This window comes from Nocardia sp. JW2 (genome assembly GCF_051843015.1).
Classification (GTDB): domain Bacteria; phylum Actinomycetota; class Actinomycetes; order Mycobacteriales; family Mycobacteriaceae; genus Nocardia; species Nocardia coubleae.
Map to the genome: position 1 here is coordinate 1 of NZ_JBPXLK010000007.1, position 26,855 is coordinate 26,855.

Sequence of the window (26,855 nt, forward strand, 5' to 3'; positions counted from 1 at the left end):
GACCCGACCTCGAGGAGGGTCCGCCGCGAAGCGGCGTAGCGGCCCGGCCGCGCGAACAGCGCTCGAAGCGCATGCGCGAAGCGCGAGTCTCGAGCGCTGTTCGCGTGGCCCCTCAGGGGCCGCGCTCGAGCGCGCCAGCGCTCCAAAAATACAGCCCAATACCTCCGTGGTGCACAAAACACCGAGGTGTTGTCCGCGCTCAGCCGACAGGTGCGTACCGCGCAACGGTGACCGAAGCGGTGACCTCGGTGATGTCGGCGAGGCCGGCGATGCGCGGGTCGTCGGCAGCGGTGGTGTGGAAGGCGGACGGTCCCATGGCGACCACATTGGTGACGTCGCCACGCGACAGCTTCATAGGAAATTCGACCACGGCGTGATCGATGCGGGTGAAAGTCCCCGACAGCGCGTCATCGAGCCGACGCTCCTTGTCGGGGTCGACGCGGACCATACCCAGCGGCTCGATCAACTCGCCCAGATGCCGTGGGGTGGGCGTGACGACGACGAACCGTCCGCCGGGTGCGAGCACACGCGCGACTTCGCCGGGGTTGCGCGGTGCGAAGACGGACAAGACCCCGGTGAGCGCGTCATCGCGGATCGGGAGCCCACGCCAGGCGTCGGCGAGGATCGACGCGAGCCGGGGATGCGCGCGAGCCGCGCGACGAGCAGCAGGCTTCGCGACATCGAGCGCGATGCCGAGGAGACCGGGATGCGCGTCGAGGACCTCGCCCAGGTAGTACCCGGTACCGGCTCCGATCTCCAGCACCGCACCCCCCAGCGATCCGGCGTCGGCCGGCGATGCGGCGTCGGCCGACGATGCGTGGCGGTCCGGCGATGCGGCGTCGGCCGACGATGCGTGGCGGTCCAACGATGCGGGGCCGGCCGACGATGCGTGGCGGTCCGGCGATGCGGGGCCGTTCGACGATGCGGCGCCGTTCGACAATGCGGCGCTGCTGGGCGATGCGGGGCTGCTCAGCACCGTGGGCGCGCCTTCCGGCCGCGCATTGCCCAGCGTGTCGAAGTGACGAGCCGCGGACGGCGTGTGTCCAGCCGGGTGCGCGGAGCGGAAAGCTTGGGCGACGGCATTCGCGATGGGCGCGAAGTGGCCCGCACTCTGGAATGCCGCGCGGGCGTCGAGCATGGCGGCGGTGTCGCCGGTCATTTTCGTCGAGGCGCCGGTGAGCAGGCCGACGTAACCCTGGCGGGCGATGTCGAAGCTGTGCCGGTTGGCGCACCGCAGTGTGCCTGCGCCGGGCTGCAGGGTGTCGCCGCACTCCGGGCAGGCCAGGAGTGCGGCGACCTCGGTCAGGGCTGTCAGCTGGTGACGCTCTTCAGTTCGTCACCGAGGGCCGCTGCCTCGTCCGGTGTGAGTTCGACGACCAAACGCCCGCCACCCTCGAGTGGAACCCGCATGACGATTCCACGACCTTCCTTGGTTGCCTCGAGGGGACCGTCCCCGGTACGGGGCTTCATGGCCGCCATCCTCTGCTCCCTCCAGATCTGCGCGGTGGAGTGCGCACTACTGTTCTCTGGTCCGCCGGGTGTTCGGCGGGCCACACCGGTCCTATTCTTCCCTATTGCCGACTCGGGCGGACACCTGAGTAGCAAATCTGACTCCGGAGTCGGTTCCTTTCGGTACGGCTTGCACCCAGCAAACGGCCAGGTGATCGTCCACCATGCCGCTCGCCTGCATCAGTGCGTAGGCCGTGGTCGGGCCGACGAAAGCGAAGCCGCGGCGCTTCAATTCCTTTGCCAGAGCAATGGATTCGGGTGTGGTGGCGGGCACATCCGCGATGGTCGCGGGCCTCGGGCGTGGCTCGGGTGCGAACGACCACACCAGCTCGTCGAGGCCGATCGGCAGGTCGCGAGCAACCCGGGCGTTCGCGATGGCCGCGTCGATTTTCGCGCGGTTGCGGACGATCCCGGCGTCGGCGAGCAGCCGGGCCCGGTCGGTGTCGTCGAATTCGGCGACCTTGGCGATCTCGAAGCCCGCGAAGGCGGCGCGGAAGGCCGGGCGCTTGCGGAGGATGGTGATCCAGGACAGGCCCGATTGGAACGCCTCGAGGCACAGCCGCTCGAACATGGCATCGTCGCCGTGGAGGGTCTTGCCCCATTCGTGGTCGTGGTAATCGCGGTAGAGCTGGGAGCCGGTCGCCCAGTCGCAGCGGACCAGCCCGTCGTCGACGAACTCGCTCACCGGTGCTCCTGGCCCGCTGCCATCTGCGCCTGCCACTGCCGCATCTGCGCCAACTCGAACTCGAGTTCGTCGATGCGCTCGGCCAACCGCCCCAACGCCCAGTCGACCTCACCGGCCTTGTAGCCGCGCACGACCTGCTGAAACCGTAACGCCCGCACATCCGCCCCCGTGACACCCTCGGCGGGCAGCACGGTCGCGGTGGTGCCCTGCGGCAACGGCCCGAGCTCCTCCGACCGGCCGAACACCGCACTGGCGACGAGAAACAACATCGCCGCGACCAACCCGACGATGAGCACATACAGAAGCAGCGTCAGCATGCTCCAAGACTAGGCAAACCCACCGACAAGTCCCGCATCAGCGGGAGCGGTCAGAGGTGGCGGGTGGTGTCGATGCCGAGCGACATCCCCGCCAGGCCGCGCTTGCGGATCGCGAGCTTGTCGGCGACGCCGCGCAGGGCGACGGCGGCCGGATTCTCCGGATCGGAGAGCACGATCGGCGTGCCCGCGTCGCCACCTTCGCGCAGGGCTTGCTCGATGGGGATCTGGCCGAGCAGCGGGACGGTCGAGCCGACGGCACGGGTGAGGCGGTCGGCGACCACCTGGCCGCCGCCGGAACCGTAGAGCTCCATGCGCGAACCGTCGGGCAGGTCCAGCCAGGACATGTTCTCGACGACGCCCGCGATCCGCTGACGGGTCTGCAGGGCGATGGCACCCGCGCGTTCGGCCACCTCGGCGGCGGCGATCTGCGGGGTGGTGACGACCAGGATCTCGGCGCTCGGGATCAGCTGGGCGATGGAGATCGCCACGTCGCCGGTGCCGGGCGGCAGGTCGAGCAGCAGCACGTCCAGGTCGCCCCAGAACACGTCGGCGAGGAACTGCTGCAGCGCGCGGTGCAGCATCGGACCGCGCCACACCACGGGCGTGTTGCCCTGGGTGAACTGCGCGATCGAGATCATCTTCACGTCGTGGGCGACGGGCGGCATGATCATCCGCTCCACCTGGGTGGGCTTGGCGTCGGTGCCGAGCATGCGCGGGATGGAGTGACCGTAGATGTCGGCGTCGAGCACGCCCACCGACAGCCCGCGCTCGGCGAGGGCGACGGCCAGGTTGGCGGTGACGCTGGACTTGCCGACGCCACCCTTGCCCGAGGCCACCGCGTACACGCGGGTGAGCGAACCGGGCTGGGCGAACGGGATCACCGGTTCGGCGGAGTCGCCGCGCAGCGATTTGCGCAGCTCGGTGCGCTGTTCGTCGCTCATCACGTCGAGATCGACGGTCACCGCACCGGCACCCGGCACGTCGGCGACGGCCTTGGTGACGCGCTGGATGATCTCGGTGCGCAGCGGGCAGCCCGAGGTGGTGAGGTACACCTCCACATGCACGTCGCCGCTGTCGGCGATGGCGATGCTCTTGACCATGCCGAGCTCGGTGATCGGCTTGCGGATCTCCGGATCGTCGACCTTCGCGAGCGCCGCCCGCACATCCGCTTCCGTAATCACTGCCATATGTCCGATATTAGGCTGCACCGGTTTCCCGGCCGGGTGTGGGGCGCGTGCTCAGTGGATGCGCGGGAGGTCTTGCGGCTTGGGGGCGAGGCCGCTGGAGTAGGAGCCCGACCATGCCATCACATTGGCGACGTAGGCCATGGAGTTGTTGTAGCGCAGGATCGCCTTGGACTGCTGGGACAGGTCGCGCATGTTCAGGCCGCCGTCGCAGAGGTACTTGCCTGCGGTGAGGGCGGCGTCGTAGAGGTTCTGCGGGTCGGCGATGCCGTCGGCGTTGCCGTCGGCGGCGTAGCGCTCCCAGGTTTCGGGCAGGAACTGCATGGGGCCGATGGCGCGGTCGTAGCCGCCGATGCCGTCGAGGGCTCCGCCGTCGCTGTCGTGGATGACGTTGTTGCCCGACAGGCTGCCGTCGAGAACGGGACCGTAGACGGCCTTGATCGGGTTGCCGTCGGCGTCGGCTTTGCCGAAGGCGTGGGTGGATTCGACGCGACCGATGCCCGCCAGCAGCGACCAGGACATGCCGCAGTGCGGATTCTCCACGGCCAGTTGCTGTTCGGCGTTCTGGTAGGCGGCCACCGCGATGCCGGGGATGCCGAGCGGGCCGGCGGGCAGGTCGGAGGCGACCCGATCGCCGGAGAGCGCAACGGTTTTCACCTCGGGGGTGGCCGACCGCGACTGCTTGGCCTCGGCGTGGACGACCTCGGCGACCTCGGCCTGCGGTGCGGCGGCGAACTCGGGGCCGGTCTCGGTGTCGAGTTCGGGCAGATCGTGCTCCACGGCCGCCATTTCGGCGGTGGTCGTGTCGGTGGCGGCGGCGGTGACGGCCACGAGTCCGGCCGGAACCAAGCCGGTGAGCGCGATGATCGAACTACGTCGAACCGTCGTTGCAGGCTGTTTACGATGACGACCCATGAGCCGAGATTACCGCACCCGAGACCTTTTTGTTACCCCTCCGTGATCTGAATTTCGGTTTGATTTCTAGGGGGCCGGCGGGGCGGGCGGCAGCGGGATAACGATGTTGAACGGCAACGTGATTGCGGGCTGCGGCGCCGGTGCCGGAGCGGCGGGCGGCGCGGGCTCCTCGGTGGGTGCGATGCCCGGCTCCGGCGTCTTCTGCGGTTCGGCCGGTGCGGGCGCCGGTGCCTCGGCGGGCGCGGGTTGTTCGGCGGGGGTGCACGCGGCCTGCTCGGTGCGCTCACCGGGCTGCGGGGGAGCGGCGGCCGGATCCTGCGGTGCCGGATTCTGTTGCACCTCGGCACCGAACGTCTGCGGCGCGGGCGCGATGGGGTTGGGCATCTGCGCGGGCAGCGGCTCGTTCACACACACCTCGGGGGCGGGTGCGACGGGCGCGGGGCAGAAGATGCCGCAGGGAATCGGTGGCAAGCCGGGCAGCGTGATCATCACCTGGGTCGGCGTGGTGACCTTCGGTGTGTTGGGCGGCAATTGGTTCGTCGTCGACGGCGGCGCCGCCGTGACGGGTGTGTCGGCCGCGAGGACGTTCGGCGCGACGGTCGGCGCGCTGCCCGGCGGGACGATGTCGGGCGAGATCGACACCTGGCTGGGCGCACCGCCGGTGCGGTAGGCCGCCGACCAGCTGAGCACATTGGCCGCGTACGACATCGAGTTGTTGTAGCGCAGGACGGCCCGCAGTTCCTGGGCCGCGTCGCGCAGGTTCAGCCCGCCGGAGCAGAGGTACTTGGCCGCGCCGAGGGCGGCGTCGAAGACATTGTGCGGGTCGGCTGTGCCGTCGCCGTTGCCGTCGGCCGAGTAGTGCGCCCAGGTGCTCGGCAGGAACTGCATGGGCCCGACGGCGCGGACGAAGCCGCCGTCGGCCTCCTTGATGATCTCGTTACCCGGCAGGGTGCCGTCGAGCGCGGGTCCGAAGATGGGTGTGGTCGTGGTGCCCGCGGCGTCGGTTCGCCCGCTGCTGGCGTGCCCGGATTCGATGCGGCCGATGCCCGCCAGCAGATTCCAGGTGAGCCCGCAGCCGGGCTGTGCGGTCTGCATGGCCAGTTCGGCATTGCGGTAGGCGGCGAGCACGATCTCGGGAATGCCGAGCGTGCCGCTGCCGGGTGGTAGTGAAATCGATTGCAGTGGCACGGTTCCGGCGAAGGGGGCCAGGCTGTTGGCCGAGGGGCTCAGCGCGCGCAGTTTGCGCGGCGCCTCCTGGGTCACCGGCAGCAGGCCGACGATTTCGGACGGATCGCTCTCGGGTTTGTGGTCGGTGGTGCTCTTGTTCGCGGCGAGCAAGGCCTCGGGCGCGCTCGGCGCGGTGCTCGGGTTCGACGAGTGCGCGGCCGACCCCGACGCGACGAGTCCCGCGACGACAAGGGCCGACATAGTTATCGGAGCAGAGATTCGCATTGCGGCCACACCAACCCTTTACGTCGAAGCAGCGGCGCCGCAGAGTCCCCCCTCCGGCCCGCCCGGAACAACGTGATCCAGGTTACCCATCGGTCAGGTACTTACAGAGCATTTCCGGTTACTCATCTGGAGCACCAGGCGAAACCGGGGGCGGAGACGGCGTTTGACCGGAGGTTTTCTTGCGGGAGCCTTTTCGCTTCGCCTCCGTCTTCGGCGCGCCGTCGAGCATTTCCTTGATCTCTTCCAGTTCGCGCCGGAGGTAGTCGCGGGTGGCGACATCGCCGACGGCCAGGCGAAGGGCCGCCAGCTCACGGGCGAGGAACTCGGTGTCGGCCTTGGTCTGCGCGGCCCGGGTGCGGTCCTCCTCGAGCGAGACCTTGTCGCGGTTGTCCTGGCGGTTCTGGGCGAGCAGGATCAGCGGCGCCGCGTAGGCCGCCTGGGTGGAGAAGGCCAGGTTGAGCAGGATGAACGGGTACGGGTCCCAGCGCAGCGCCACCACGAAGACATTGAGCAGGATCCAGACGATGACGATGATGGTCTGGATCGCCAGATAACGCCCGGTGCCCAGGAACCGGGCGACCCGCTCGCTGCTGCGCGCGAACGCCTCGGAGTCCCAGTCGAAACGCAGCCGGGTACCGCCGGGTGTCTCCAGCCGCTGCCTGGCCAGGTTCTTCTCGCTCACGCGTGTCCTTTCGGCTGCTCCGCTGATGCCTCGCGGCGCTGACCCCTCATGCCGGTCTCCCGTCGGTGTCGATCGGTGTCGGCTCGGTCTGTTCGAGCGGCGGGGTCTCCTCCTCGCGCCAGTCCTCGGGCAGCAGATGGTCGAGCACGTCGTCGACGGTGACCGCGCCGAGCAGGTGGTTCTCGTCGTCGATCACCGGCCCGCAGACCAGGTTGTAGGTGGCGAAGTAGCGGGTGACGGCCGAGAGCGGCAGCTCGGGGGTCAGGGCGGCCAGGTCGGTGTCGACCATGCCGCCCACCAGATGCGCAGGCGGCTCGCGCAACAGGTGCTGGATGTGCACGCAGCCCAGGTAGCTGCCGGTCGGGGTGGCCGTCGGCGGGCGGACGACGAAGACCATCGAGGCAAGGGCCGGGGTGAGATCGGGATCGCGGACGCGGGCCAGCGCCTCGGCGACCGTGGTCGACGGACTGAGCACGACCGGTTTGGTGGTCATCAGGCCACCCGCGGTGTCGGGGGAGTGGGCGAGCAACCGGCGCACCGGTTCGGACTCCTCCGGGTCCATCAGGGCCAGCAGCGATTCGGCTTCGCTCTCGGGTAGTTCGCCGAGCAGGTCGGCCGCGTCGTCGGGGTCCATGGCCTCGAGCACGTCGGCGGCCCGGCGGACCTCGAGGTGGCCGAGCAGGTCGACCTGGTCGTCGTCGGGCAGTTCCTGCACCACATCGGCGAGGCGTTCGTCGTCGAGGGCGATCGCCACCTCCACCCGGCGCTTCTCGGGCAGCTCGCGCAACCGGTTGGCGACGTCGGCGGCGCGCAGTCCCTCGAATTGGGCGAGCAGCGCGGTGACGTCTTGGCCCGGCCTGCCGACGGCGGCCGGTGTCAGGCCGCTCACCGACGACCAGTCGACCACGTGCACCGTCCGCCTGCGCCCGATCCGCCGGTGCCCGCGCACCGCGACCCGGCCGACCACCCAGTCCCTGGTGCGGGTCTGCTCGATGCCCAGATCGGCGACGAACACGTCGACGTCCTCGAGATCGGGCAGGTCCGGGTCGTGCACGTGCACCCGGGTGTCGACGATCTGGGCCAGCGCGAGCAATTCGCCCGCGCGCTGGGCGAACCGGCGCAGGCTCACGGTTCCGGTATTGAGCGTCACCACGCCCGGCTCGATCGCGGTGACCCGCAGCATCGGCACGAAAATCCTTCGGCGCGTCGGCAACTCGACGACCAGGCCGTGCACGCGCGGCGGTTGCCGCCCGAACCGGACGGCGACGACCACGTCCCGGACCCGGCCGATAGACTCCCCGTCCGGACCCAGCACTGTCAGGCCGGCGAGCCGGGCGACGTACACCCTGGTGGTTGCCATGACCTCAGGCTAGTAGTAAGGAGCGTGCTCCCATGAAGCCCCGCCGTTCGGTGCTCGCCGTGCCAGGCAGTAGCCAGAAGATGATCCACAAGGCGATGGGACTGCCGGTCGACGAGGTCTTCCTCGATCTGGAGGACGCGGTCGCGCCCGAGGCGAAGGTGTCGGCGCGCGCCAATATCGTGGCCGCCCTGCACGAACCGGGCTGGGGCGAGCAGCTACGGGTGGTCCGGGTCAACGACTGGACGACCGAATGGACCTACGCCGACGTCATCACGGTGGTGGAGGGCGCGGGCCGCGAGCTCGACGCGATCCTGCTGCCCAAGGTCACCGACGCGGGCCAGGTGCGCGCGCTGGATCTGCTGCTGACCCAGCTGGAGAAGGTGTGCGGGCTCGAGGTCGGGCGCATCGGCATCGAACCGCAGCTCGAAAACGCCATGGGGTTGCGCAATATCGATGAGATCGCCACCGCAAGCCCCCGTGTGCAGGCCCTGGTCTTCGGTCCCGCCGATTTCATGGCGAGCCTGAATATGCGCACCCTGGTCGTCGGCGAACAGCCGCCCGGCTACGACACCGGCGATGCCTACCACCACATCCTGATGACCATCCTGCTCACCGCCCGCGCCCACGGCCTGCAGGCCATCGATGGCCCCTACCTGCAGGTTCGCGATGTGGACGGCTTCCGCCGGGCCGCCGCGCGCACCGCCGCGCTCGGCTTCGACGGCAAATGGGTGCTGCACCCGGACCAGATCGACGCGGCCAACGAGATCTTCAGCCCGCGCCAGGAGGACTACGACCGCGCCGAGTTGATCCTGGAGGCCTATGCCTTCCACACCTCGGCCGCCGGTGGTGCTCGTGGCGCGGTGATGCTCGGCAATGAGATGATCGACGAGGCCTCCGCCAAGATGGCACAGGTCATCGCCGAGAAGGGCCGCGCCGCCGGAATGAGCAGGACCACCCGTTTCACTCCGCCACAACCCGGCCAGGAATAGCAGAATGGGACTATGACGAATCCCTTGGGCAACTCGAACCGCGGGCGGCAGGCGTTGCCGACGCCGCCGTCGGGCTGGCCGGTCGGGTCGTATCCGACCTACGCCGAGGCGCAGCGCGCGGTCGATTACCTGGCCGACAACCAGTTCCCGGTGCAGGACGTGACCATCGTCGGTGTCGACCTGATGCAGGTGGAGCGGGTGCTGTACCGGCTCACCTGGGGCAAGGTCATCGGCGGTGGGGTGGTGTCGGGCGCTTGGCTCGGCCTGTTCCTCGGCCTGCTGCTGAGCCTGTTCACCACCACCGGTGGGGCGCTCGGTCCGCTGGTCGTCGGTCTGCTCGGCGGCATCGTGTTCGGTGTCATCACCACGTCCATTCCCTACGCGGCGACCAAGGGGCAGCGCGACTTCGCGTCGACCATGCAGTTGGTCGCCGGCCGTTACGACGTGCTGTGCGACCCGAAGACCGCCGAACGCGCCCGCGACATGCTGGCCCGATTGGCGCTGTGACGCAATGGATGTGGTGAATTCGGTCCGCACCGCGGTGCTGGACCACTACGAGGTCGAGCGCGCCGGTGTGGACTCCGCGTCGGTGACGTTCCTCGGGCTGGAACCGATCGAGATCCTGCGCATCCCCGGTGACGGTGTGGTGCACTACGCGACGCTCGGCGGCTCGCGTCATCCGATGGGCGATCCGGCCGACCTGCTCGCCGATCCGGTCCGTGGCCCCCGCGCCGAACTTGTGCTCACGCTGCTGGCCGCCGCCGGGCCGCAGGCGGGCCTGGTTCGTTCACTCGGCGTGCTCGTCGCCACACCGTCGGTGGAAGGCGTTGTGCTGCAAGCCGACGCGCTGCTCGATCTCGGTGAACCGTTGTGGCACAACGGGCCTTTCACCGCGGTGCTGCTCGGCGAGAGCGAGGTGCCCGAGATCGTGCTGCCCGAACCGGCCGAACCGGTGCGCTACCTCAGCGTCACCCCGGTGACCGCCACCGAGGCCGCCTGGGTGCGGGTGCGCGGCGCGCAGGCGTTGCGCGACGCGTGGACGGAGGCGGGTATCGACGTGCGCGATCCCGGACGCGGTGCGGTGAACCTCTAGAGCCACTTGTTGCGGCGGAAACTGCGGAACAGCAACGCGCACAGCACCGCCATCAACGCGACCACCGCCGGATAAGCCCACCGCTGGTGCAGTTCCCACATGTAGTCGAAGTTCATGCCGTACACACCGGCGATCATGGTCGGCACCGCCGCCATGGCCGCATACGCCGAGATCTTGCGCATATCGGTGTTCTGCTGAACGCTGATCTTGGCCAGCGCCGCGTTGACCAGGCTGCTCAGCGCCTCGTCGAAGTAGGCGATCTGTTCGTTGACACTGACATGGTGATCGGCCACGTCGCGCATGTAGCGCCGGAATTCGGTCGGTACCGGCAGGTCCTGGTTGTTCACCAACCGCTCCAGCGGAACGCCCAGCGGCGACACCGCCCGGCGCAGCTCGACGACCTCGCGCTTGAGCTGGTAGATCGATTCGATGCCCACCTTTGAGTTCGGCGTGAACACCGCCTCCTCCATCTCGTTGACGTCCTCCTCGATGGATTCGGTTGTCTCCACATAGGAATCGACCACGTGATCGGCCACGGCGTGCAACACCGAGGGCGGCCCCATCCGCAGCTGATCGGGATGCCCCTCGAGTGCCCTTCGCACGCCCGACAGGCCGGTGTGCTCCCCGTGGCGCACGGTGATCGCGAAATGCGGGCCGGTGAAGACCATGATGTCGCCGGTCTCCACGATCTCGCTGATGGCGTGCATATCGTGTTCCACGTAGCTGACCGTGCGCATCACCAGGAACAGCGTGTCGTCGTAGCGTTCCAGCTTGGGACGCTGACGCCCGACCACGGCATCCTCGACCGCCAGCGGATGCAGTCCGAAGATCTCGGCGATGTCGTTCATCTGCGTCTCGTCGGGATCGTGCAGGCCGACCCAGACGAAACCCGAGTCGGTGCCGCGCGCCTCCGCCAGCGCCTGCTGCGGGGTGAAGCGGCCGGGTAACCGCTTGCCGTCGACGTAGACACCGCAGTCGACGATGGCGCGTGCGGTCGGCACCGGTACCCGTGGCCGCGCGGTCGCCGCGGCACGACCCGTCTTGTGAAAGTTCGGCAGTGACGGGAAGGAAGGCACATCCGGATGTTACGGGCAGGTCGACGGCCGCACACCGGCCGACACCGCACTGTAAGACTGAGTGTGTGCGCATCGACCTGCATACCCATTCCACCGCCTCCGACGGCACCGACACCCCGGCCGAACTGGTTCGCCACGCCGCCGCGTCCGGGCTCGACGTCGTCGCGATCACCGACCACGACACCACCGGCGGGTGGGCCGAGGCCGAAGCGGCGCGTCCGCCTGGACTCACCCTGGTACGCGGGATGGAGATGTCGTGTACGGGCATGGGGGAGGACGGTTTTCCCGTTCCGGTGCACCTGCTGGCCTACCTGTTCGACCCGGCCGACCGCGGTTTCGCCGAGGAACGTGAACGATTGCGGGCCGAGCGCATCGCGCGGGTGCGTGCCATGGCGGAGTTGATGGTGGCCGACGGTCTGCCGATCGATCCCGAGGCCGTGCTGGCCGGCGCCGGACCGGCCGCGGGGCGTCCGCATCTGGCGCGGGCCCTGGTCGCGGCGGGTGTGGTGGCCAGTGTCGACGCCGCGTTCGTCGACCTGCTCGCCCCGCACGGGCCGTACTACGCGGAGAAGGTGGACACGCCGTTGCCGCGCGCGGTGCAGCTGATCGCCGACGCGGGCGGGGTGAGCGTGCTCGCCCACGTGCGGGCCCGCAAACGCGGCAGGCTGCTCGCGCTCGACGAGATCAGGAACCTGGCCGGGCTCGGTCTCACCGGCCTCGAGATCGACCATCCCGATCACAGCGCCGCCGATCGCGCGGTACTCACCGAGCTGTCCGGCGAGCTCGGCCTGGTGCGCACCGGATCGTCGGACTACCACGGCAGCAACAAGACCATCGAGATCGGCGCCTGCCGCACCGATCCGGAACAGTTCGAGGCGCTGATCGGCAAGGCCAGCGGGGTTCCGGTGATCTCCTCGTGACGGCGGTCCGGGCGCTGAGCGGTGTGGTGGCGGGCGGTGTGGTCGCGTTGCTGTGTGTGGTCGTCGGTGCCGCGCTGATCGGTGCGCGCCGCGACTTTCCCGGACCGGGAGGCGAATCCCTGACGTGGCATGTACTGGTGACGGTGGTCGTCGTCGCGGCGCAGATCGTCGCGGATCGGCGGCGCGGGGCGGCGGCTCTGGCCGGGTCGGCGGTCGTGTTCGTGATGACCGGAGCCCTGCTGTGGACACAGTGGTGGGGATGACAGTCCGCTAATGGTTGCGGAAGGGTGAACTGTGCCCGAATATCTCTCTGTATGAGCAACCTGGAGACGGATGTTCTGATTCTCGGCGGCGGACCCGCCGGGCTCTGGGCCGCCGTCTCCGCGGCCGCGCACGGGGCGCGGGTGGTGCTGGTCGACAAGGGCCGCTGCGGTTCGAGCGGGCCGGGCGTCTACGGCGCGACGACAGTGTGGGACATTCCACCGGGTCAGGCGCGGGCCGAAGCCGTGGAGCGCGCGCTGGTGCGCGGCGGCGGGCTCGGTGACCCGGCCTGGCTGCACCGCGTCATCGACGAGGCGCACGAGCGGCTGCGGAACTGGTCGGGCAGGCAGGTCGCCGACCCGCGACGGATCCGGTTCGACGGTGCGAGTTACCTGCGCCGACTGCGTCGCGGCGCGCTCGAGGCCGGTGTGCGCATCCTCGATCACCACCCCGCCCTGCACCTGTTCGTCGATCGCTCGGGACGGGTGGTCGGCGCCGCAGGGGTGCGGCGGCACAACAACTTTCAGCGCTGGACGATTCGCGCGGGCGCCGTGGTCGTCGCCACCGGCGGCTGTGCGTTCGGGTCCGGCGGCGCGGGCACCGAGGTGAACACCGGCGACGGCCTGCTGATGGCGGCGGAGGCCGGTGCCGAGCTGTCGGGCATGGAATTCTCCAGCGCCTACGTCCTGGCCCCGGTGCTCGCCCGGGTGCACCCGCATCGCACGATCGCCAGTGGGCTCGCGGTGCGTTTCGCCACGTTCTACGACGAATCCGGGGCCGAGCTCCCGGGACGCACGTCCGCGGCGCTGGCCGCCATCGCCGACGGCAGGCGGGTCTTCGCCGCGCTCGACGACGTGCCCGAGGTGGTCGGGCACTGGCTGCGCAGGCAAGGCGCGGTCGACGCGGCGGGCCGGGTGCCGGTGCGCGCGGTGCTCGACGGCACCGTGCGCGGCTCCGGCGGGCTGGCCCTCACCGGCGTCGACTGCGCGACCACCGTGCCCGGCCTCTTCGCCGCGGGTGGTGTCGCCGGTCGTGAGGTCGTCGCCGGGGCAGCCGGGTGCTCGGGCGGGTTGCGTGGCGCCTGGGCGCTCGCCTCGGGGAGCTGGGCGGGGGAGGGAGCCGCCCGCGCGGCCACCGCCTTCCGCGACGATGTCGCCCTGCCGCCCGCGCCCGGGGCCGGACTCGGTCCACACGCCCACATCGATCCGCGCTCGGTGATCGGACTCGTCCAGGAACACACCCTGCCGCTGCGCCGCAGCTTCCGGCGCAGCGCCGACAGCCTCACCGACAGCATCGCCGAACTCGACGCCATGTGGCCCGGCGCCCGGTTCGAGCTCGGCGGCACCGGTGCCGAGCGGTTGCGCGCCCGCGAGGCCGCCGCCCTGCTCGCCGTCGCCCGGTGGGCCGGGCACAGCGCTCTCGCCCGCACCGAGAGCCGTGGCATCCACCGGCGCATCGACCACCCCGATGTGCTGGCCGAGTGGCGGCTCAGATTGCGCTGTGGTGGGCTCGACGAGGTCTGGGTGCGACCGGAGCAGCGGCCCGACCCGCGCGGCGGTGAGCTCACCGCGAACACCACCGTCACGGTGTGACTGTTCACCGGCCACCGCACCGGTGCTGCGAGTTTTCGCTAACCCCACGGCAATTCGACACGGCTACGCTCGACGGATGACGCCCAGCTCGTTGACACGCCGCACCGGTTTGGCAACCGGTCGACCGGGCTGGCAGAATGGTGCGAATTCCCTTCCCTTGCCACCGCCGGGTTCGGGGATTTTGGAGACCGTCCGCCTCGCGACGCACCGTCGTGGCCGAAGGTCGACCCGTTTGCTCGCCCGGACCACCCGTCCGGCTCCGCTCCGCGGTTCAGTGTCGCGCCCCGCATCCGGTTCCGTCCGGAAACGCGGGCGGCCGCGCACCCGATGAGCGTCATGTATCCCGTATTCCAGATAAACCCGGCTTTCAGAAAAACCCGGCGGTAACCGTCCCCCGGTTGAGCCCGACTCGAGCAGGAGTGAAATCGTGTCACCTGTGACTGACGCACCGAATGCCACCGCGGCGCCCCAGGCCGATGACGCAGCCAGCCTCGCTGCTATCACCAACGAGGAGATCTTCGCCGGTCACCTCGGCGGCAAACTGTCGGTCGAGCTCAGCGCGCCGCTCGAAACCCAGCGCGACCTGTCGATCGCCTACACCCCCGGCGTCGCCCAGGTGAGCCGCGCGATCGCCGAGGACCCCGCCCTCACCAAGACCTACACCTGGACCGATCGCCTCGTCGTTGTCGTCAGCGACGGCACCGCCGTGCTCGGCCTCGGCGACATCGGCCCGCGCGCCTCGCTGCCCGTGATGGAGGGCAAGGCCGCGCTGTTCAAGAAGTTCGCGGGCCTCAACTCGATCCCGCTGGTGCTCGACACCACCGATCCCGACGAGATCGTCGAGACCCTGATCCGCCTGCGCCCCAGCTTCGGTGCGGTGAACCTGGAAGACATCTCGGCGCCGCGCTGCTTCGAGATCGAGCGCCGCGTCATCGAGGCGCTTGACTGCCCCGTCATGCACGACGACCAGCACGGCACCGCCATCGTGGTGCTCGCCGCGCTCAAGGGTGCCGCCGCGCAGCAGGGCCGCGACATGTCGGCGCTCAAGGTCGTCGTCTCCGGTGCCGGTGCCGCGGGTGTGGCGTGCGCCAACATCCTGCTGGCCGCGGGCGTTCCCGATGTGGTCGTGCTCGACTCCAAGGGCATCGTGAGCATCGGTCGTGACGGCCTCAACGGCGTGAAGGCCGACCTGGCCGCCCGCAGCAACCCCCGCGGCCTGACCGGTGGCGCCGCCGACGCGCTGGCCGGCGCGGATGTGTTCCTCGGCCTGTCCGCGGGCACCATCCCGGAGGAGCTCATCGCCTCCATGGCCCCCGAGTCGATCGTGTTCGCCATGTCGAACCCCGACCCGGAGATCCACCCCGAGGTGGCCGCCAAGTACGCCGCCATCGTGGCCACCGGCCGCAGCGACTTCCCGAACCAGATCAACAACGTCCTCGCCTTCCCCGGCGTCTTCAAGGGCGCACTGGACGCGGGCGCTCGCCGCATCACCGAGGGCATGAAGGTCGCCGCCGCCGACGCCATCTTCAACGTCGTCGCCGACGAACTGGCCGTCGACCGCATCATCCCGAGCCCGCTCGACCCGCGCGTGGCTCCCGCCGTCGCCGAAGCCGTGGCCGAGGCCGCGCGCCGCGAGGGCGTCGCCTGATCGGCAACGCACAACCGACAGCGGCCCCGCTCCCCTAGGAGCGGGGCCGCCGTCGTCTTCCGGTGCGTGCGCTGCTCGGCGACGACTGAATCGCCTAGGCGATCGGGGTGTCGAGGCCGCGGGCGGTGAGCCAGGCGAGAGCGGCGGCCTTGGGTTCGATCTTGGCGGCGCCGGAGACGGCGGTGTTGAGGGAAATCAGTTCCGCGGTGGTGAGTTCGGCCGACACGGCGTCGAGGACCGCGACGGCTTTGTCGGTCTTCTTGGCGGCGTGGAAGAGCGGCACCACATTCTGGGCGGCGAAATTGTTCTTGGGATCGGTGAGGACCACGAGGTCGTTCTGGATGATCGCCGGTGAGGTCGTGTAGATATCGGCGGCGGTGACCCGGCCGTCGGTCAGGGCACGTACGGTCTCCGGTTCGTCGGCGACGGCGACGAAATTCTGGGTGCTGATATCGAGGCCGTAGTTCTTGCGTAAGCCGGGTAGGCCGCCGGGGCGGTCGGCGAATTCGGGTTTGGCGGCAAAGGTCGTCTCGGCCGAATGGGGTGCGAGGTCGGCGATGGTGGTGAGGTTCCAGCGCTGCGCGGTGGCCCGGGTGACGACGACCGCGTCGGAATTCTGGCCGGGGGCGGGGGTGGCGATGGCGAGGTCTTCGCCGAGCGCGCTGCTCAGCGCGGTATCCACCTCGGCCGGAGTGGTCGCGGTCGCGTCTTTGTTCAAGTACCGCAGCAGGTTTCCGGTGTATTCGGGGACCAAGGAGATGACGCATCGGCGGACGGCGGGCAGATACGCCTCGCGATTTCCGAAATCGAATTTCGTCGCCACCTTGAAACCGTTGATCCGCAGCACCTCGGTGTAGATGGTCGCCACGGTCTCGGACTCGGGGAAATCGGCCGAGCCGATGATCAATTCGTCGCTGGCGCAATCGCCGTGGGCCAGCTGCTGCTCGGAGTCGGCGCACGAGGCCACCACCATGGCGGCGGCCAGTGCCACCGCGGCGGCCAGAATCCGGCCCATCCGCACCACCATGCGGTGTGCCGGTCGACATTGTCGGTGTGCAGAGGTTCTCACTGGAGTCCTTCCGGCAAAGGCGGGCAGTGCGCTGTGCGTGCGGCGCGGACGCCGCAGGTACATTCTGGGTGTTCATATTGCCCCGCGTCGCGGCGAATTGCGGGGGTTGACGGCAAAGACAGGAAGTTGGTGTCGGCGGATGATCTCGGGCGCCTTGCGGCGGAGCGCGGCCGTGTTGGTGGCCGCCACCTGCGTTTTCGCCCTCGCGTCCTGTGCCGGTGACGAGCCGGGCCCGGTGGTGGGGGTCGGCGCCGACGGTTCGGCCGAAGCGAGGGTGCTCGCCGAGATCTACGCCCAGGCCCTGGCTCGCACGGGCATGGAAACAGCCGTCGCCGACGAGTCCGCCGCGCCCGTGGCGGATCTGGACGCCGGGCGGATCGCCGTCCTGCCCGCGCGCAACGGCGCCCTGCTCGATCGATGGAATCCGTCGTCGTCGGCCCGCAAGCCCGACGACGTCGGCGCGGCCGTGAATGCGGCACTGCCGCAGGGACTGTCGCTGTCGGACGCCGCCGACGGCACCGACCTGCGCGCGCGACTGCTGGTCACCCAGGAGACCGCCGCCCGCGACAACGTGCGCACCATCGACGCGCTGACGTGCGCGAACGCCACGGCAGGCTTCGTCGAGGTGCGCGGGTTCGCGCCCACCGAACCCCCACGCATCGAGGGCTGTTCCTTCGCCGCGACGGTGCGTTATCCGTCCTCGGCGCAACTGTTCGAAGCCTTGCGCCACGGGGACGTCCAGGTCGCCGTGCTGTCGGGTCCGGTCGCGGCGACCGAGGATTTCGTGGTCCTCGACGACAAGAATTACGACCTGCGCGCGCAGAACGTCCTCGCGCTGTTCCGCTCGGGCATCTTCGACCGTGCGCGGCTGAAGAAGCTCAATTACGTGGCGGGCGAGCTGACCACCGAGGGGCTGGTCGAGTTGCTCGGACAGATCGAGGGTGGAAAAGCGCCCGCCGACGCCGCGCGTGAATGGTTGAACGCGCACGGTCTCTGAGCCGGATCGACTATTGGCACTGAGCCAAAAACGCTAGGGTCGTCACCGACGCGGCAACGAGCGATGCCGTCGTGGGTGAAAGGTGTGCCGTGACAGATCCCCAGGTGGACCCGCTGATCGAACGGGTGCGCGAGGCCTATGCCGCGGTCACCGACGAGGCGCGCGCCGACAAGGTCGCCAAACAGCACGCCCGCGGCAAGTTGACCGCGCGCGAACGGGTCGCGCTGCTCGCCAATGGCGGCTTCTACGAATTCGGCGCGCTCGCCGGGCCCGGGCCCGCCCAGGCCGGTGCCGCGCCGTTGGTCGCGCCCGGTGACGGCGTGGTCACCGGCATCGCCTACGTCGACGGCCGCCCGCTCGCCCTGGCCGCGTTCGACTTCACCGTGCTCGGCGGCAGCAACGGCGCCACCGGCATGGCCAAACTCGACCGCTGCGTGGAACGCGCACTGCTGGACAAGATTCCGCTCGTCATGCTGATGGACGGCGGCGGGCACCGCATGCAGGAGGCGCTCGACTCGCGACTGGCCGCGCCGGGCTCGCGGCTGCTGATGCGGCTGGCCGATCTGTCGGGGTACGTCCCGATCGTGGCGGCCATGATGGGGCCCGGTTTCGGCGCGCCCGCCAACCTCGCCGCCTGCTGCGACTTCGTCACCATCGTGCGGGGGATCGGCACCATCGGGATGTCGTCGGCGCCGCTCGTGCAGGCCGCGACGGGGGAAACCCTGACCAACGACGAGATCGGCGGCGCCGACATCCAGGCCGAACGTGGCGTCGTCGACGTGGTCACCGACGACGAGCACGAAGCCATCGACGCCATCCGGCTCTACCTGTCCTATCTCCCGCCGTCAGCCGACGGCGCTCCCGTGCTCGGCACGGCTCCCTTCGAACCGGGCGACCGAGCAGGCGAGATCGACGCACTCGTGCCCGCCTCCTTGCGTGCCGGCTACGACGTGCGCGAGGTGATCGAGGCACTGGCCGACCGCGACACGCTCTTCGAACTCAAACGCACCAACGCGCCGAATGTGGTCACCGCGTTCGTGCGCCTCGGCGGGCGACCGGTCGGTGTGGTGGCCAATCAGCCGCTGCACCTGGCGGGCGCGCTCGACAGCGCGGCGTGTGAGAAGGCCGCCCATTTCGTCGCCGTCTGCGACGCGTTCGGCCTGCCGCTGCTGATCCTCATCGACCTGCCCGGCTTCCTGGTCGGTACCGCCGCCGAGGAAACCGGCCTGGTCCGGCGCAGCGCGCGCCTTGGCTACGAACTCGCCAACGCGACGGTGCCCCGCTTCGTCATCGTCACCCGCAAGGCCTACGGCGCCGCCTATATCGTGATGGGCGGCGGGCGAAGTGTCGACGCGGATCTGTCGCTGGCCTGGCCGACCGCCGAGATCTGCGCCATCCCCATCGACAGCGCCGTCGACGTGGCCTTCCGCGCTGACTACGAATCCGCGCCCGCCCCCGCCGAGCGCCGCACCCAGCTCATCAAGCTCTTCCAGGCCAATATCGACCCGCTGCTGGCCGCCGACGGGTTCGGCATCGACGACGTCGTCCTGCCGTCGCGCACGCGCGAACTACTGCTCGAGGCGCTTGGCCGCGTCCAGCCCCGGCGCCCCGACCGGGTGCCGGGCAAGCGGCGGACGATCTCGCCGATCTAGATCACAGCGGGCCGGTTCGCGCGGCGCGTAACACGATTCGGCCCGCCTCGGACGCCATACTCGAAAGATGCCGATCAGAGCCGCCGCATCGACCTCGACCCCCTCCCGGCGGGACCGGCGACTATGACCGACTCGCCCGCCCGCGCCCTGACCGCCCCGCTGACCCGCGTCCAGAACTGGGTGGAGTCGACACTGGCCCCCGTGGCGACCGGCGACGACGATCCCGCCGACGTCTCGCACGGCTGGTGGGAGCGGATCCCGGCCGACCTCGCCGTCCTGTTCAACCACGTCGACCACTTCCCGCCCCGCCTCCTCCCCGACCACGACCTGCTCACCCTGTCCGGCGCCCACCGCATCTGGACTTTGTGGCTGGAGATCATCGACGACCAGCGAAACCGGATCCCCGAGTACGCCGCCGCTTACGACCCGGCAACCCTCAGCGCCGAACCCGCAGGTTCACCCAGCGAACTGTTCCTCCCCGAATTCATCCCCTTCGCCGACCTCGACGGCTCCACCCTCTTCCTCGACACCCGCCCCGGCGCCCGCTCCGGCTGCATCGCCGAATACAGCGCCACCGGCGCCTCGGAGGGCGAACTATGGCCGTCCCTCACCCACCTGTTCACCACCCTCGCCGACAGCCTGGAATCCGGCACACCATTCGCCGGCCACCACCCCACCGTCACCGAAGCCACACTGCATTGGCACAGATGACCCTCGGCCACCTAATGGCGTGTCGGAGTCCAGTGGGATTGGGTGCGGGTGATTTTCAGGACGGTGGTCGACAGGAGGATGCCTGCGGAGATGAAGAGGAGGGCGGCGAGGGTGCGGAGGAGGCTGAAGGTGAACAGGGAGTCGACCTCGGCGTCGCGCAGGGTTTGGATGGTGTCGTGGTCGTCGGAGATGCCGGACGCGGTGAGGATGGTTCCGGCCCAGAAGATGAGCCAGGCGGCGATCCAGGTGATCCACCAGAGGGGTACGAGTGGGGTGCCGCGTTGCTGGGGGCTCGATGCTTTCGCGATGTCGTGCAGGAAAAGGGGAGGGAGCCACAGGGAGACGACGGGGACGACCCACCCCCAGAACGCCCATGGTGTGGACAGGTGATGCGGTGACGGGGAGACCATCTGGGCGTTGCCGCGTGCCCGCAGCATCCAGACGACCAGGACGATCCACGCGACGAACATCAGGAGCAACGACAGCAGCCACAGGCCGACCTCCAGCGGCATCATGATGTCGCGGCTCGCGTTGTATTCGGCGCTGCTCACAGTGCCCGCGTAGCGGCCGGAGACCGAGAGGTAGCCGAGCCATCGCACCGCGACCACCGCCGATTCGAGCACCAGGACCATGGCGATCAGCGTGACCAGGGTTGAGGCGAGCCCACGCACGGCACGAAAAGCTATGGGACGACTCATTTTCCACTCCCCCTGTCGAGATTTCCCAACGTTACCGCAGCCTCGACCAGCCAGAAGGACTTATCCAGGGGCGCAGCCGGTGCTCGTCGGGCTTCGTGTCGGTGCCCGGGCCTAGGCTCGGCAGTGCGACGATCATGAACGGCCGGATCGTCACCCGATCAATCCCTCGATAGGACGTATCGATGACCACCGAACGCAATCCATGGCTGGCGCTGTTCGCGCTGGTGGTCGGCTTCTTCATGATCCTGCTGGACATGACGATCGTCGCCGTCGCCAATCCGGCGATCATGAGCGCGTTCCACACCGACATCACCGATGTCATCTGGGTGACCAGCGCCTACCTGCTCACCTACGCGGTGCCACTGCTGGTCACCGGGCGATTAGGGGACAGATTCGGGCCGAAGAACATCTACCTGATCGGGTTGGCGGTGTTCACCGGTGCGTCGCTGTGGTGCGGGTTGTCGGGCAGCATCGGGATGCTGATCGCGGCGCGCGCCGCCCAGGGGATCGGTGCCGCGCTGATGACACCGCAGACGATGGCGGTGATCACCCGGACCTTCCCACCGGACCGGCGCGGTGCGGCCATGGGCCTGTGGGGTGCGGTGGCCGGTCTGGCGACGCTGATCGGCCCGATTCTCGGCGGTGTCCTGGTCGACGGGCTCGGCTGGGAATGGATCTTCTTCGTGAACCTGCCGGTGGGTGTCATCGCGTTCGGTCTGGCGATGTGGCTGGTACCTGCCTTGCCGACCAGCAAGCACAAGTTCGACTTCGTCGGCGTGCTGCTCAGCGGTATCGGCATGCTCGCCCTGGTTTTCGGTATCCAGGAGGGCAACGCGCAGGATTGGGCGCCGTGGATCTGGGCGTTGATCGCGTTCGGTGTGGTGATGCTCGTGCTGTTCGTCGTGAATCAGGCGCGTAATACCGGCGAACCGCTCGTGCCGTTGAGTTTGTTCGCCGACCGCAATTTCGCCTTGTCGAATCTGGCGATCGCCGCGATGGGCGCCGCGGTCACCTCCATGATGGTGCCCGCCTATTTTTATCTGCAGGGCGTGCGCGAGATGTCGCCGACCACGTCGGCGCTGATGTTCGCGCCGATGGCGATCATCACCGGTATCGCGGCGCCGTTCATCGGCAAATTCGCCGACCGATTACCGCCCCGCCTGATCCCGACCGCGGGCTTCTCCCTCTTCGCCGCCTCCATCGTCGGTTTCGCCGTGCTGATGAAGCCGGATTCGTCGATCGTGGCGTTCCTGATCGTCGGCGGGCTCGCCGGTCTGGCCAACGCCTGCATCTGGGCTCCGCTCGCCTCGACCGCCACCCACAACCTGCCGGTCACCCAGGCCGGTGCGGGCGCCGGTGTCTACAACACCACCCGCCAGGTCGGCTCGGTCCTCGGCAGTGCCGCCATCGGCGCCCTCATCGCCGCCCGGCTCAGCGCCAACGGACTCAGCGGCGATGCCCCGATCGGTGAGGGCGCGAGCACCGGCCCCCTCCCACCCCACGTCATCGACGAATTCAGTACGTCGCTGGCCCAGTCCATGCTGCTGCCCGCCGCGATCCTGCTCGTGGGCGTGTTCGCCTCGGCTCTGTTCGTGGGCCACGCGAAATCGGCGGCGAAACCGGAAGTCGCCGTCACAGCACCAGGTCGCTCAACCGCTTCCAATCGATCTGGCAGCGGACCGGCGCCTCGATAACGGAATCACCGTCGGCAGGCTGCAACTCCAGGTGCGGGACGTACTGCCCCTGTACATGGTCCAGGACAAAGATCTTGATCATGCTGACGCTGTTGTCCGACACCCACACCAGCCAGTACCAGGGGATTCCGGCCAGGGCGTATTCGGTCTTCTTGTCGGCGCTGTCCACCATTTCGGTGCCGGGGGAGATCACCTCGATCGCGATCTTCACCAGTGACGCGGGCAGCGGGCGCAGATCGTTCGGTGCGCAGTCGAACAATGCGACATCAGGACGGCGGATGGTGACTCGGGGAAACTCCCACAGCACCACATCGAAGTCGGTGTCTACATCCAGGCACCCACCCCATTGGTTGACATGTGCGAGCGCGGCGGCTTCCACCAGGTCGGCCAAGCGTCGCGCGGCCTTCTGATGAGCGCGATTCGGCGATTCCGCGCGCACGATGTCACCGTTGACCACCTCGACCTGACGGCAGTAGTCCTCGGACAGCTTGCGCCAGATCTCCAGGGTGACCGGCTCCGGCTGCAAGTTGTCGCTGGTCGCCCAGTCGAAGATGGCGGACACACGCGCTCCTAGGTTGTGCTGCTTCGTGCACGAACATCCACTATCTTGCCAGCAAGTTCAACAGGTGTTGCAGCTTCTCGAGGGCTCGGGGCCCGCGCGTTATCGATCGTCGGTCGGCGAGTCGGTGTGGAAAGGGGCTGGTCAGCGCCGCCGGTAGGTAGTCTGCGCGGCATGACAGCACGTTCTCTTCGTCGATTCGTGTCTGCAGTGTTCCTGGCAGCCGCGATTCCAGTGGTATCGCCCATCCAGTCCGCTTACGCGGCGCCGTGTTCCGATGTGGAGGTGGTGTTCGCGCGGGGGACCGCGGAGCCGGGTGGGGTGGTCGGGGTGACCGGGATGTCCTTTGTCGAGGCGCTACGGGCGAATGCCGGTGGGCGGTCGGTGGGGGTTTATGGGGTCGACTATCCGGCCAGTAGTGATTTCGCGGATCGGCTCGGGTTCGCGCAGTCGGTGGTGCGCGGGATCGACGACGCGCAGCGGCGGGTGGAGTTCGTCGCGGCGAATTGTCCCGGCACGCGGATCGTGCTCGGCGGGTATTCGCAGGGGGCGGCGCTGGCCGGGTTCGCGACGGGTGCCGGTGTGCCCGAGGGGGTTCCGCCGGAATACGAGCAGTACCTGCCCGAGCCGATGCGGGGCGAGGTGGCCGAGCACGTCGCCGCCGTCGTGCTGTTCGGCAAACCCTCCGAACGGTTCCTGCGTGACGCGGCGGCCCCCGCGCTGTCGATCGGCGCGTCCTACCGGAACAAGACCATCGACCTGTGCATCGACGGCGACAACATCTGCGACGGTTCCCCGCTCGCCTACCCCAATGCCCTGCACACCCTCTACAGCGTCAACGGAATGACCGTCACCGCAGCGCAATTCGCTGCCCAGCGGTTCTGAAAACGTATCGAGAACAACGAAAAGGCCGGTTGCGCAAAGCAACCGGCCTTTTCTGAGCAGCTGACGTCAGCTGTAGATCTTGTCGACCTCACCGGCGTACTGCTTCATGACGACGGCGCGCTTGAGCGACATCTTCGGCGTGAGCTCACCCGTCTCCTGGGTCCAGTCGACCGGGAGGATACGGATCTTCTTGATGGCCTCGGCCTTGGAGACCTTCTTGTTGGTCTCGTCGACGGCGGCCTGGATCTCGGCGACCAGCGCCTCGTTCTCGATCAGCTTCTCGATCGCGGTATCGGCGGCGACACCGTTGCGGTCCTTCCAGCCGGGCAGGGCCTCGGGATCGAGGGTGATCAGGGCACCGATGAACGGCTGACCGTCACCGACGACCATCACCTGGCTGATCAGCGGGTGCGCCCGCAGGGAGTCCTCGAGCACGGCGGGGGAGACGTTCTTGCCGCCCGCGGTGACCAGGATTTCCTTCTTGCGGCCCGTGATGGTGATGAAGCCGTCGGCGTCGATGGCACCCAGGTCGCCGGTCTTGAACCAGCCGTCCTCGAACGCTTCGGCGGTGGCTTCGTCGTTCTTCCAGTAGCCGCCGAACACGACCGAACCCTTGAGCAGCAGCTCGCCGTCCTCGGCGATCTTGGCGGCGTGGCCCTGGATCGGGCGACCCACCGAACCGACCCGGATGTGGGTGGGGGTGTTCACGCTGAACGCGGCGGTGGTCTCGGTCAGGCCGTAGCCCTCGTAGATGGTGACGCCGACGCCACGGAAGAAGTGGCCGAGGCGCGCGCCCAGGGGGCCACCACCGGACACGGCGGCCAGGCACTGCCCACCGAGGGCGGCGCGCAGCTTGCTGTAGACCAGCTTGTCGAAGACGAAGTGCTTGAGCTTGAGCAGCAGGTCGGGGCTGCCCTTCTCGAGCGCCTCGCTGTAGGCGATGGCCGTCTCGGCGGCGGCGTCGAAGATCTTGCCCTTGCCGCCGTCGTGCGCCTTCTGCTTGGCCGAGTTGTAGACCTTCTCGAACACGCGCGGCACCGAGAGGATGAAGTCCGGCTTGAACTCACCGAACTGCTCGACCAGGGTCGTCCAGTCCGAGGAGTGGCGGATGGTCACCTTGGAATCGAAGGCGATCAGCGCGACCGCGCGGGCGAACACGTGCGCCAGCGGCAGGAACAGCAGGGTCTTCTGGCCCTCGGCGACGAACGCGCTGAGCTCGATGCCACCCGAGCGCGACTCGGCCCACAGGTTGGCGTGGGTGAGCTGCACGCCCTTGGGCTTGCCGGTGGTGCCCGAGGTGTAGATCAGGGTGGCGGGCGAGGCCGCGCCGACCTGCTTGCGGCGCTCGTGCACCACGGCGTCGTCGAGGTCGGCACCACGCTCGGTGAGGGTGTCGACGGCGCCCTTGTCGATCTGCAGGGTCTCGGCGAGAGCGGGCAGCGACGCGGCGTCGATCTCGTCGATGGTCGCCTTGTGCTTGTCGTTCTCGACGACCAGCAGCTTGGTCTCGGAATCCTGCAGGATCCACTTGGCCTGCTCGGCGGCCGAGCTGTCGTAGATCGCGACGGTCACGCCACCGGCGGCCCAGATCGCGAAGTCGAGCAGCGTCCACTCGTATCGCGTGGCCGCCATGATCGCGACCCGGTCGCCCAGTTCGACGCCGGAGGCGATCAGGCCCTTGGCGACGCCGGTGACGGCTTTCGCGAATTGTGCCGCCGTGACGTCATTCCAGCCGCCGCTGCCGTTCGGAACGTTGAACAACACCGCGTTCGGCGTCTCCTCGCCGAAGCGGAAGACGTTGTCGGAATTGTTCGCATCGTCCGGGATGGTGTAGGAAGCCGGAACTTCGAACTCTCGCATCAGTGCCCTTCCAGTGGGTTCTACTCGCCAGTAATCTACGACACGTTCGGCCCGCTTGCGATATCGCCGCCCGAAATGCCCGTCACCTGGCTTTATCGTAAGTCGTCTATCGATACGGGCTGGATTGCTTCCCGCAGGAAGTCCGCGAGTTCGCGCAGCGCGAGCGCGGCCTCGGCGACCAGCGCGGCCTGCAGTTGCGCGACGTGCCAAAGGCCGCGGGTTTCGGTGAAACGGACGTGCACGCCCGCTCCACGCAGGGCCGAGACGAGCGTGCGGCACTGGTCGTGCAGAAGTTCGCTCACATCGACCTGCACATAGGTGGGTGGCAGGCCGATCAGATTGCCCGACAGCGGGGCGTAACCCGCTGTGGTGGCGTCGCCGTCGCCCAGGTAGTGCGCGGCGCACAGGCGCGACCACGCCCGGTTGATCACCAGGTCACGGTCGCGGCTCGGTGGGTCGGTCGGGTCGACCCACGGTGCGATGAGCCCGAGCGCGGCCGGGGTCATCTTGTGGCGTTCGATCAGCCGCTGGGCCAGCGCGAGCGCGAGCCCACCGCCCGCCGAATCGCCTGCCAGGCAGATCTGGTCCGGCTGGTAGCCGACATTGTTCACCAGATCCAGGAACGCGGCCTCGGCGTCGTCGAGGCCGGCCGGGAAGGGGTGCTCGGGCGCCAGCCGGTAGTCCAGCGAGTACACCGCACAGCAACTCTCGAGCGCCAGTCTGGCGACCAGGGAGCGGTGGGTGGCCAGCGAACCGACCACGTAACCGCCGCCGTGCAGGTACAGGATCGCGCCCGCCGCGCGCTCCGGCGGGACGGCCCGGGTACGCGAACCCGGGATCGCGATCTCGGCGATCACCCGCTCGGCGGGCCGCCCTCCCAGCTGCAATTGCTGCACGACGGCGCCGTCGGGCATGAACTGCAGCCGGGAGGACACGTCGAGCAGGGTGCGCTGCACGGCGACGGGCAGTCGCGCGTGCAGCGTCACCCGGAAGACCGGATCGAGCAGCGCGCGAACCACCGGCAGCGGAATCTTGAACTCGCGCATG

Annotated in this window: 27 protein-coding genes and 1 pseudogene; 12 read left to right on the forward strand and 16 right to left on the reverse strand. The window is 68.9% G+C overall.

The window, feature by feature from the left end:
* Positions 1-199: 199 nt before the first annotated feature.
* From ACSVDM_RS12280 to ACSVDM_RS12325, 10 genes and pseudogenes are all read right to left on the reverse strand, one after another.
* Positions 200-1,159, reverse strand: a complete 960-nt coding sequence (locus tag ACSVDM_RS12280) for a hypothetical protein (RefSeq protein WP_439264819.1) — start codon at positions 1,157-1,159, stop codon at positions 200-202.
* A gap of 30 nt (positions 1,160-1,189) precedes the next feature.
* Positions 1,190-1,315: pseudogene (locus ACSVDM_RS12285) on the reverse strand (putative RNA methyltransferase); the annotation flags it as partial.
* Positions 1,312-1,479 carry a DUF3117 domain-containing protein gene (locus ACSVDM_RS12290; protein ID WP_011211259.1) on the reverse strand — a complete coding sequence of 56 codons (168 nt, stop codon included), beginning with the start codon at positions 1,477-1,479 and terminating at the stop codon, positions 1,312-1,314. The pseudogene ACSVDM_RS12285 and the gene ACSVDM_RS12290, both read right to left, overlap by 4 nt.
* Before the next feature lie 82 nt (positions 1,480-1,561).
* Positions 1,562-2,194, reverse strand: a complete 633-nt coding sequence (locus tag ACSVDM_RS12295) for a DNA-3-methyladenine glycosylase I (protein WP_439264821.1) — start codon at positions 2,192-2,194, stop codon at positions 1,562-1,564.
* On the reverse strand, positions 2,191-2,511 hold the full coding sequence (locus tag ACSVDM_RS12300; protein WP_067637686.1) for a DivIVA domain-containing protein: 321 nt from the start codon (positions 2,509-2,511) through the stop codon (positions 2,191-2,193). The genes ACSVDM_RS12295 and ACSVDM_RS12300 overlap by 4 nt, the downstream gene beginning before the upstream one ends.
* 50 nt (positions 2,512-2,561) lie before the next feature.
* Positions 2,562-3,698 carry an Mrp/NBP35 family ATP-binding protein gene (locus tag ACSVDM_RS12305; RefSeq protein ID WP_439264822.1) on the reverse strand — a complete coding sequence of 379 codons (1,137 nt, stop codon included), beginning with the start codon at positions 3,696-3,698 and terminating at the stop codon, positions 2,562-2,564.
* 51 nt (positions 3,699-3,749) lie between these two features.
* Positions 3,750-4,610 carry a lytic transglycosylase domain-containing protein gene (locus ACSVDM_RS12310; RefSeq protein WP_378669321.1) on the reverse strand — a complete coding sequence of 287 codons (861 nt, stop codon included), beginning with the start codon at positions 4,608-4,610 and terminating at the stop codon, positions 3,750-3,752.
* Between the two features lie 66 nt (positions 4,611-4,676).
* On the reverse strand, positions 4,677-6,062 hold the full coding sequence (locus ACSVDM_RS12315) for a lytic transglycosylase domain-containing protein (protein ID WP_067486034.1): 1,386 nt from the start codon (positions 6,060-6,062) through the stop codon (positions 4,677-4,679).
* Between the two features lie 118 nt (positions 6,063-6,180).
* Positions 6,181-6,744 carry a DUF1003 domain-containing protein gene (locus ACSVDM_RS12320; RefSeq protein ID WP_439264823.1) on the reverse strand — a complete coding sequence of 188 codons (564 nt, stop codon included), beginning with the start codon at positions 6,742-6,744 and terminating at the stop codon, positions 6,181-6,183.
* A gap of 46 nt (positions 6,745-6,790) precedes the next feature.
* A complete protein-coding gene (locus ACSVDM_RS12325; RefSeq protein WP_067486039.1) occupies positions 6,791-8,104 on the reverse strand; it encodes a magnesium transporter MgtE N-terminal domain-containing protein in 1,314 nt (437 codons plus the stop codon).
* Between the two features lie 32 nt (positions 8,105-8,136).
* Between ACSVDM_RS12325 and ACSVDM_RS12330 the strand changes: the two genes are divergently transcribed.
* The 3 genes from ACSVDM_RS12330 to ACSVDM_RS12340 are packed head-to-tail and all read left to right on the forward strand — an operon-like array spanning position 8,137 to position 10,186.
* Complete coding sequence (locus ACSVDM_RS12330) at positions 8,137-9,093, forward strand: HpcH/HpaI aldolase/citrate lyase family protein (protein ID WP_067637676.1); 957 nt, start codon at positions 8,137-8,139, stop codon at positions 9,091-9,093.
* Positions 9,094-9,105: 12 nt separating this feature from the next.
* Positions 9,106-9,600 (forward strand): general stress protein, encoded by a 495-nt coding sequence (locus tag ACSVDM_RS12335; RefSeq protein ID WP_067486041.1) that lies wholly within the window; start codon positions 9,106-9,108, stop codon positions 9,598-9,600.
* Between the two features lie 4 nt (positions 9,601-9,604).
* Positions 9,605-10,186, forward strand: coding sequence for a suppressor of fused domain protein (locus ACSVDM_RS12340; RefSeq protein ID WP_439264826.1), 582 nt, complete (start codon positions 9,605-9,607; stop codon positions 10,184-10,186).
* On the opposite strand, the gene ACSVDM_RS12345 is transcribed toward ACSVDM_RS12340, so the two are convergent.
* Positions 10,183-11,262 carry a magnesium and cobalt transport protein CorA gene (locus ACSVDM_RS12345; protein ID WP_439264828.1) on the reverse strand — a complete coding sequence of 360 codons (1,080 nt, stop codon included), beginning with the start codon at positions 11,260-11,262 and terminating at the stop codon, positions 10,183-10,185. The genes ACSVDM_RS12340 and ACSVDM_RS12345 overlap by 4 nt on opposite strands.
* Positions 11,263-11,327: 65 nt before the next feature.
* Here ACSVDM_RS12345 and ACSVDM_RS12350 point away from each other — a divergent pair, with 65 nt between their 5' ends.
* The 4 genes from ACSVDM_RS12350 to ACSVDM_RS12365 all read left to right on the forward strand — a co-directional run bounded on the left by ACSVDM_RS12350 (position 11,328) and on the right by ACSVDM_RS12365 (position 15,683).
* Positions 11,328-12,182: a PHP domain-containing protein gene (locus tag ACSVDM_RS12350; protein WP_439264830.1), complete on the forward strand. Its 855-nt coding sequence runs from the start codon at positions 11,328-11,330 to the stop codon at positions 12,180-12,182.
* Positions 12,179-12,445, forward strand: coding sequence for a hypothetical protein (locus ACSVDM_RS12355; RefSeq protein WP_439264832.1), 267 nt, complete (start codon positions 12,179-12,181; stop codon positions 12,443-12,445). Before ACSVDM_RS12350 ends, ACSVDM_RS12355 begins: the two co-directional genes overlap by 4 nt.
* A 51-nt stretch (positions 12,446-12,496) precedes the next feature.
* Positions 12,497-14,035, forward strand: a complete 1,539-nt coding sequence (locus ACSVDM_RS12360) for an FAD-binding protein (RefSeq protein ID WP_439264834.1) — start codon at positions 12,497-12,499, stop codon at positions 14,033-14,035.
* Positions 14,036-14,462: 427 nt separating this feature from the next.
* Positions 14,463-15,683 (forward strand): NAD(P)-dependent malic enzyme, encoded by a 1,221-nt coding sequence (locus tag ACSVDM_RS12365; RefSeq protein WP_067637664.1) that lies wholly within the window; start codon positions 14,463-14,465, stop codon positions 15,681-15,683.
* 94 nt (positions 15,684-15,777) lie between these two features.
* Here the strand turns inward: ACSVDM_RS12365 and ACSVDM_RS12370 are convergent, their stop codons facing one another.
* Positions 15,778-16,698, reverse strand: coding sequence for an ABC transporter substrate-binding protein (locus ACSVDM_RS12370; protein WP_439264835.1), 921 nt, complete (start codon positions 16,696-16,698; stop codon positions 15,778-15,780).
* Positions 16,699-16,891: 193 nt separating this feature from the next.
* On the opposite strand from ACSVDM_RS12370, the gene ACSVDM_RS12375 reads away from it, so the two are divergent.
* The 3 genes from ACSVDM_RS12375 (at position 16,892) to ACSVDM_RS12385 (ending at position 20,112) form a co-directional block, all read left to right on the forward strand.
* Positions 16,892-17,749 (forward strand): glycine betaine ABC transporter substrate-binding protein, encoded by an 858-nt coding sequence (locus tag ACSVDM_RS12375; RefSeq protein ID WP_439264837.1) that lies wholly within the window; start codon positions 16,892-16,894, stop codon positions 17,747-17,749.
* Between the two features lie 89 nt (positions 17,750-17,838).
* Positions 17,839-19,401 carry an acyl-CoA carboxylase subunit beta gene (locus tag ACSVDM_RS12380; RefSeq protein WP_439264839.1) on the forward strand — a complete coding sequence of 521 codons (1,563 nt, stop codon included), beginning with the start codon at positions 17,839-17,841 and terminating at the stop codon, positions 19,399-19,401.
* 123 nt (positions 19,402-19,524) lie between these two features.
* Complete coding sequence (locus ACSVDM_RS12385; protein WP_439264841.1) at positions 19,525-20,112, forward strand: hypothetical protein; 588 nt, start codon at positions 19,525-19,527, stop codon at positions 20,110-20,112.
* Between the two features lie 11 nt (positions 20,113-20,123).
* Here the strand turns inward: ACSVDM_RS12385 and ACSVDM_RS12390 are convergent, their stop codons facing one another.
* Positions 20,124-20,810: a DUF4328 domain-containing protein gene (locus ACSVDM_RS12390; RefSeq protein WP_439264843.1), complete on the reverse strand. Its 687-nt coding sequence runs from the start codon at positions 20,808-20,810 to the stop codon at positions 20,124-20,126.
* A 182-nt stretch (positions 20,811-20,992) separates the two neighbouring features.
* Between ACSVDM_RS12390 and ACSVDM_RS12395 the strand changes: the two genes are divergently transcribed.
* Positions 20,993-22,504, forward strand: a complete 1,512-nt coding sequence (locus tag ACSVDM_RS12395) for a DHA2 family efflux MFS transporter permease subunit (RefSeq protein ID WP_439264845.1) — start codon at positions 20,993-20,995, stop codon at positions 22,502-22,504.
* On the opposite strand, the gene ACSVDM_RS12400 is transcribed toward ACSVDM_RS12395, so the two are convergent.
* Entirely contained in the window at positions 22,443-23,066 is a 624-nt protein-coding gene (locus ACSVDM_RS12400; RefSeq protein ID WP_181696513.1) for a Uma2 family endonuclease, read from the reverse strand. The two genes, ACSVDM_RS12395 and ACSVDM_RS12400, sit on opposite strands and share 62 nt — an antisense overlap.
* Positions 23,067-23,237: 171 nt before the next feature.
* On the opposite strand from ACSVDM_RS12400, the gene ACSVDM_RS12405 reads away from it, so the two are divergent.
* Positions 23,238-23,948 carry a cutinase family protein gene (locus ACSVDM_RS12405; RefSeq protein ID WP_067637646.1) on the forward strand — a complete coding sequence of 237 codons (711 nt, stop codon included), beginning with the start codon at positions 23,238-23,240 and terminating at the stop codon, positions 23,946-23,948.
* Between the two features lie 66 nt (positions 23,949-24,014).
* On the opposite strand, the gene ACSVDM_RS12410 is transcribed toward ACSVDM_RS12405, so the two are convergent.
* Both ACSVDM_RS12410 and ACSVDM_RS12415 read right to left on the reverse strand, forming a co-directional pair.
* The gene (locus ACSVDM_RS12410) at positions 24,015-25,808 is read right to left on the reverse strand and encodes an AMP-dependent synthetase/ligase (protein WP_067637644.1); all 1,794 of its coding nucleotides are present in this window, start codon (positions 25,806-25,808) and stop codon (positions 24,015-24,017) included.
* A gap of 92 nt (positions 25,809-25,900) precedes the next feature.
* Entirely contained in the window at positions 25,901-26,854 is a 954-nt protein-coding gene (locus ACSVDM_RS12415; protein WP_067491255.1) for an alpha/beta hydrolase, read from the reverse strand.
* Between the last annotated feature and the right edge of the window lies 1 nt (position 26,855).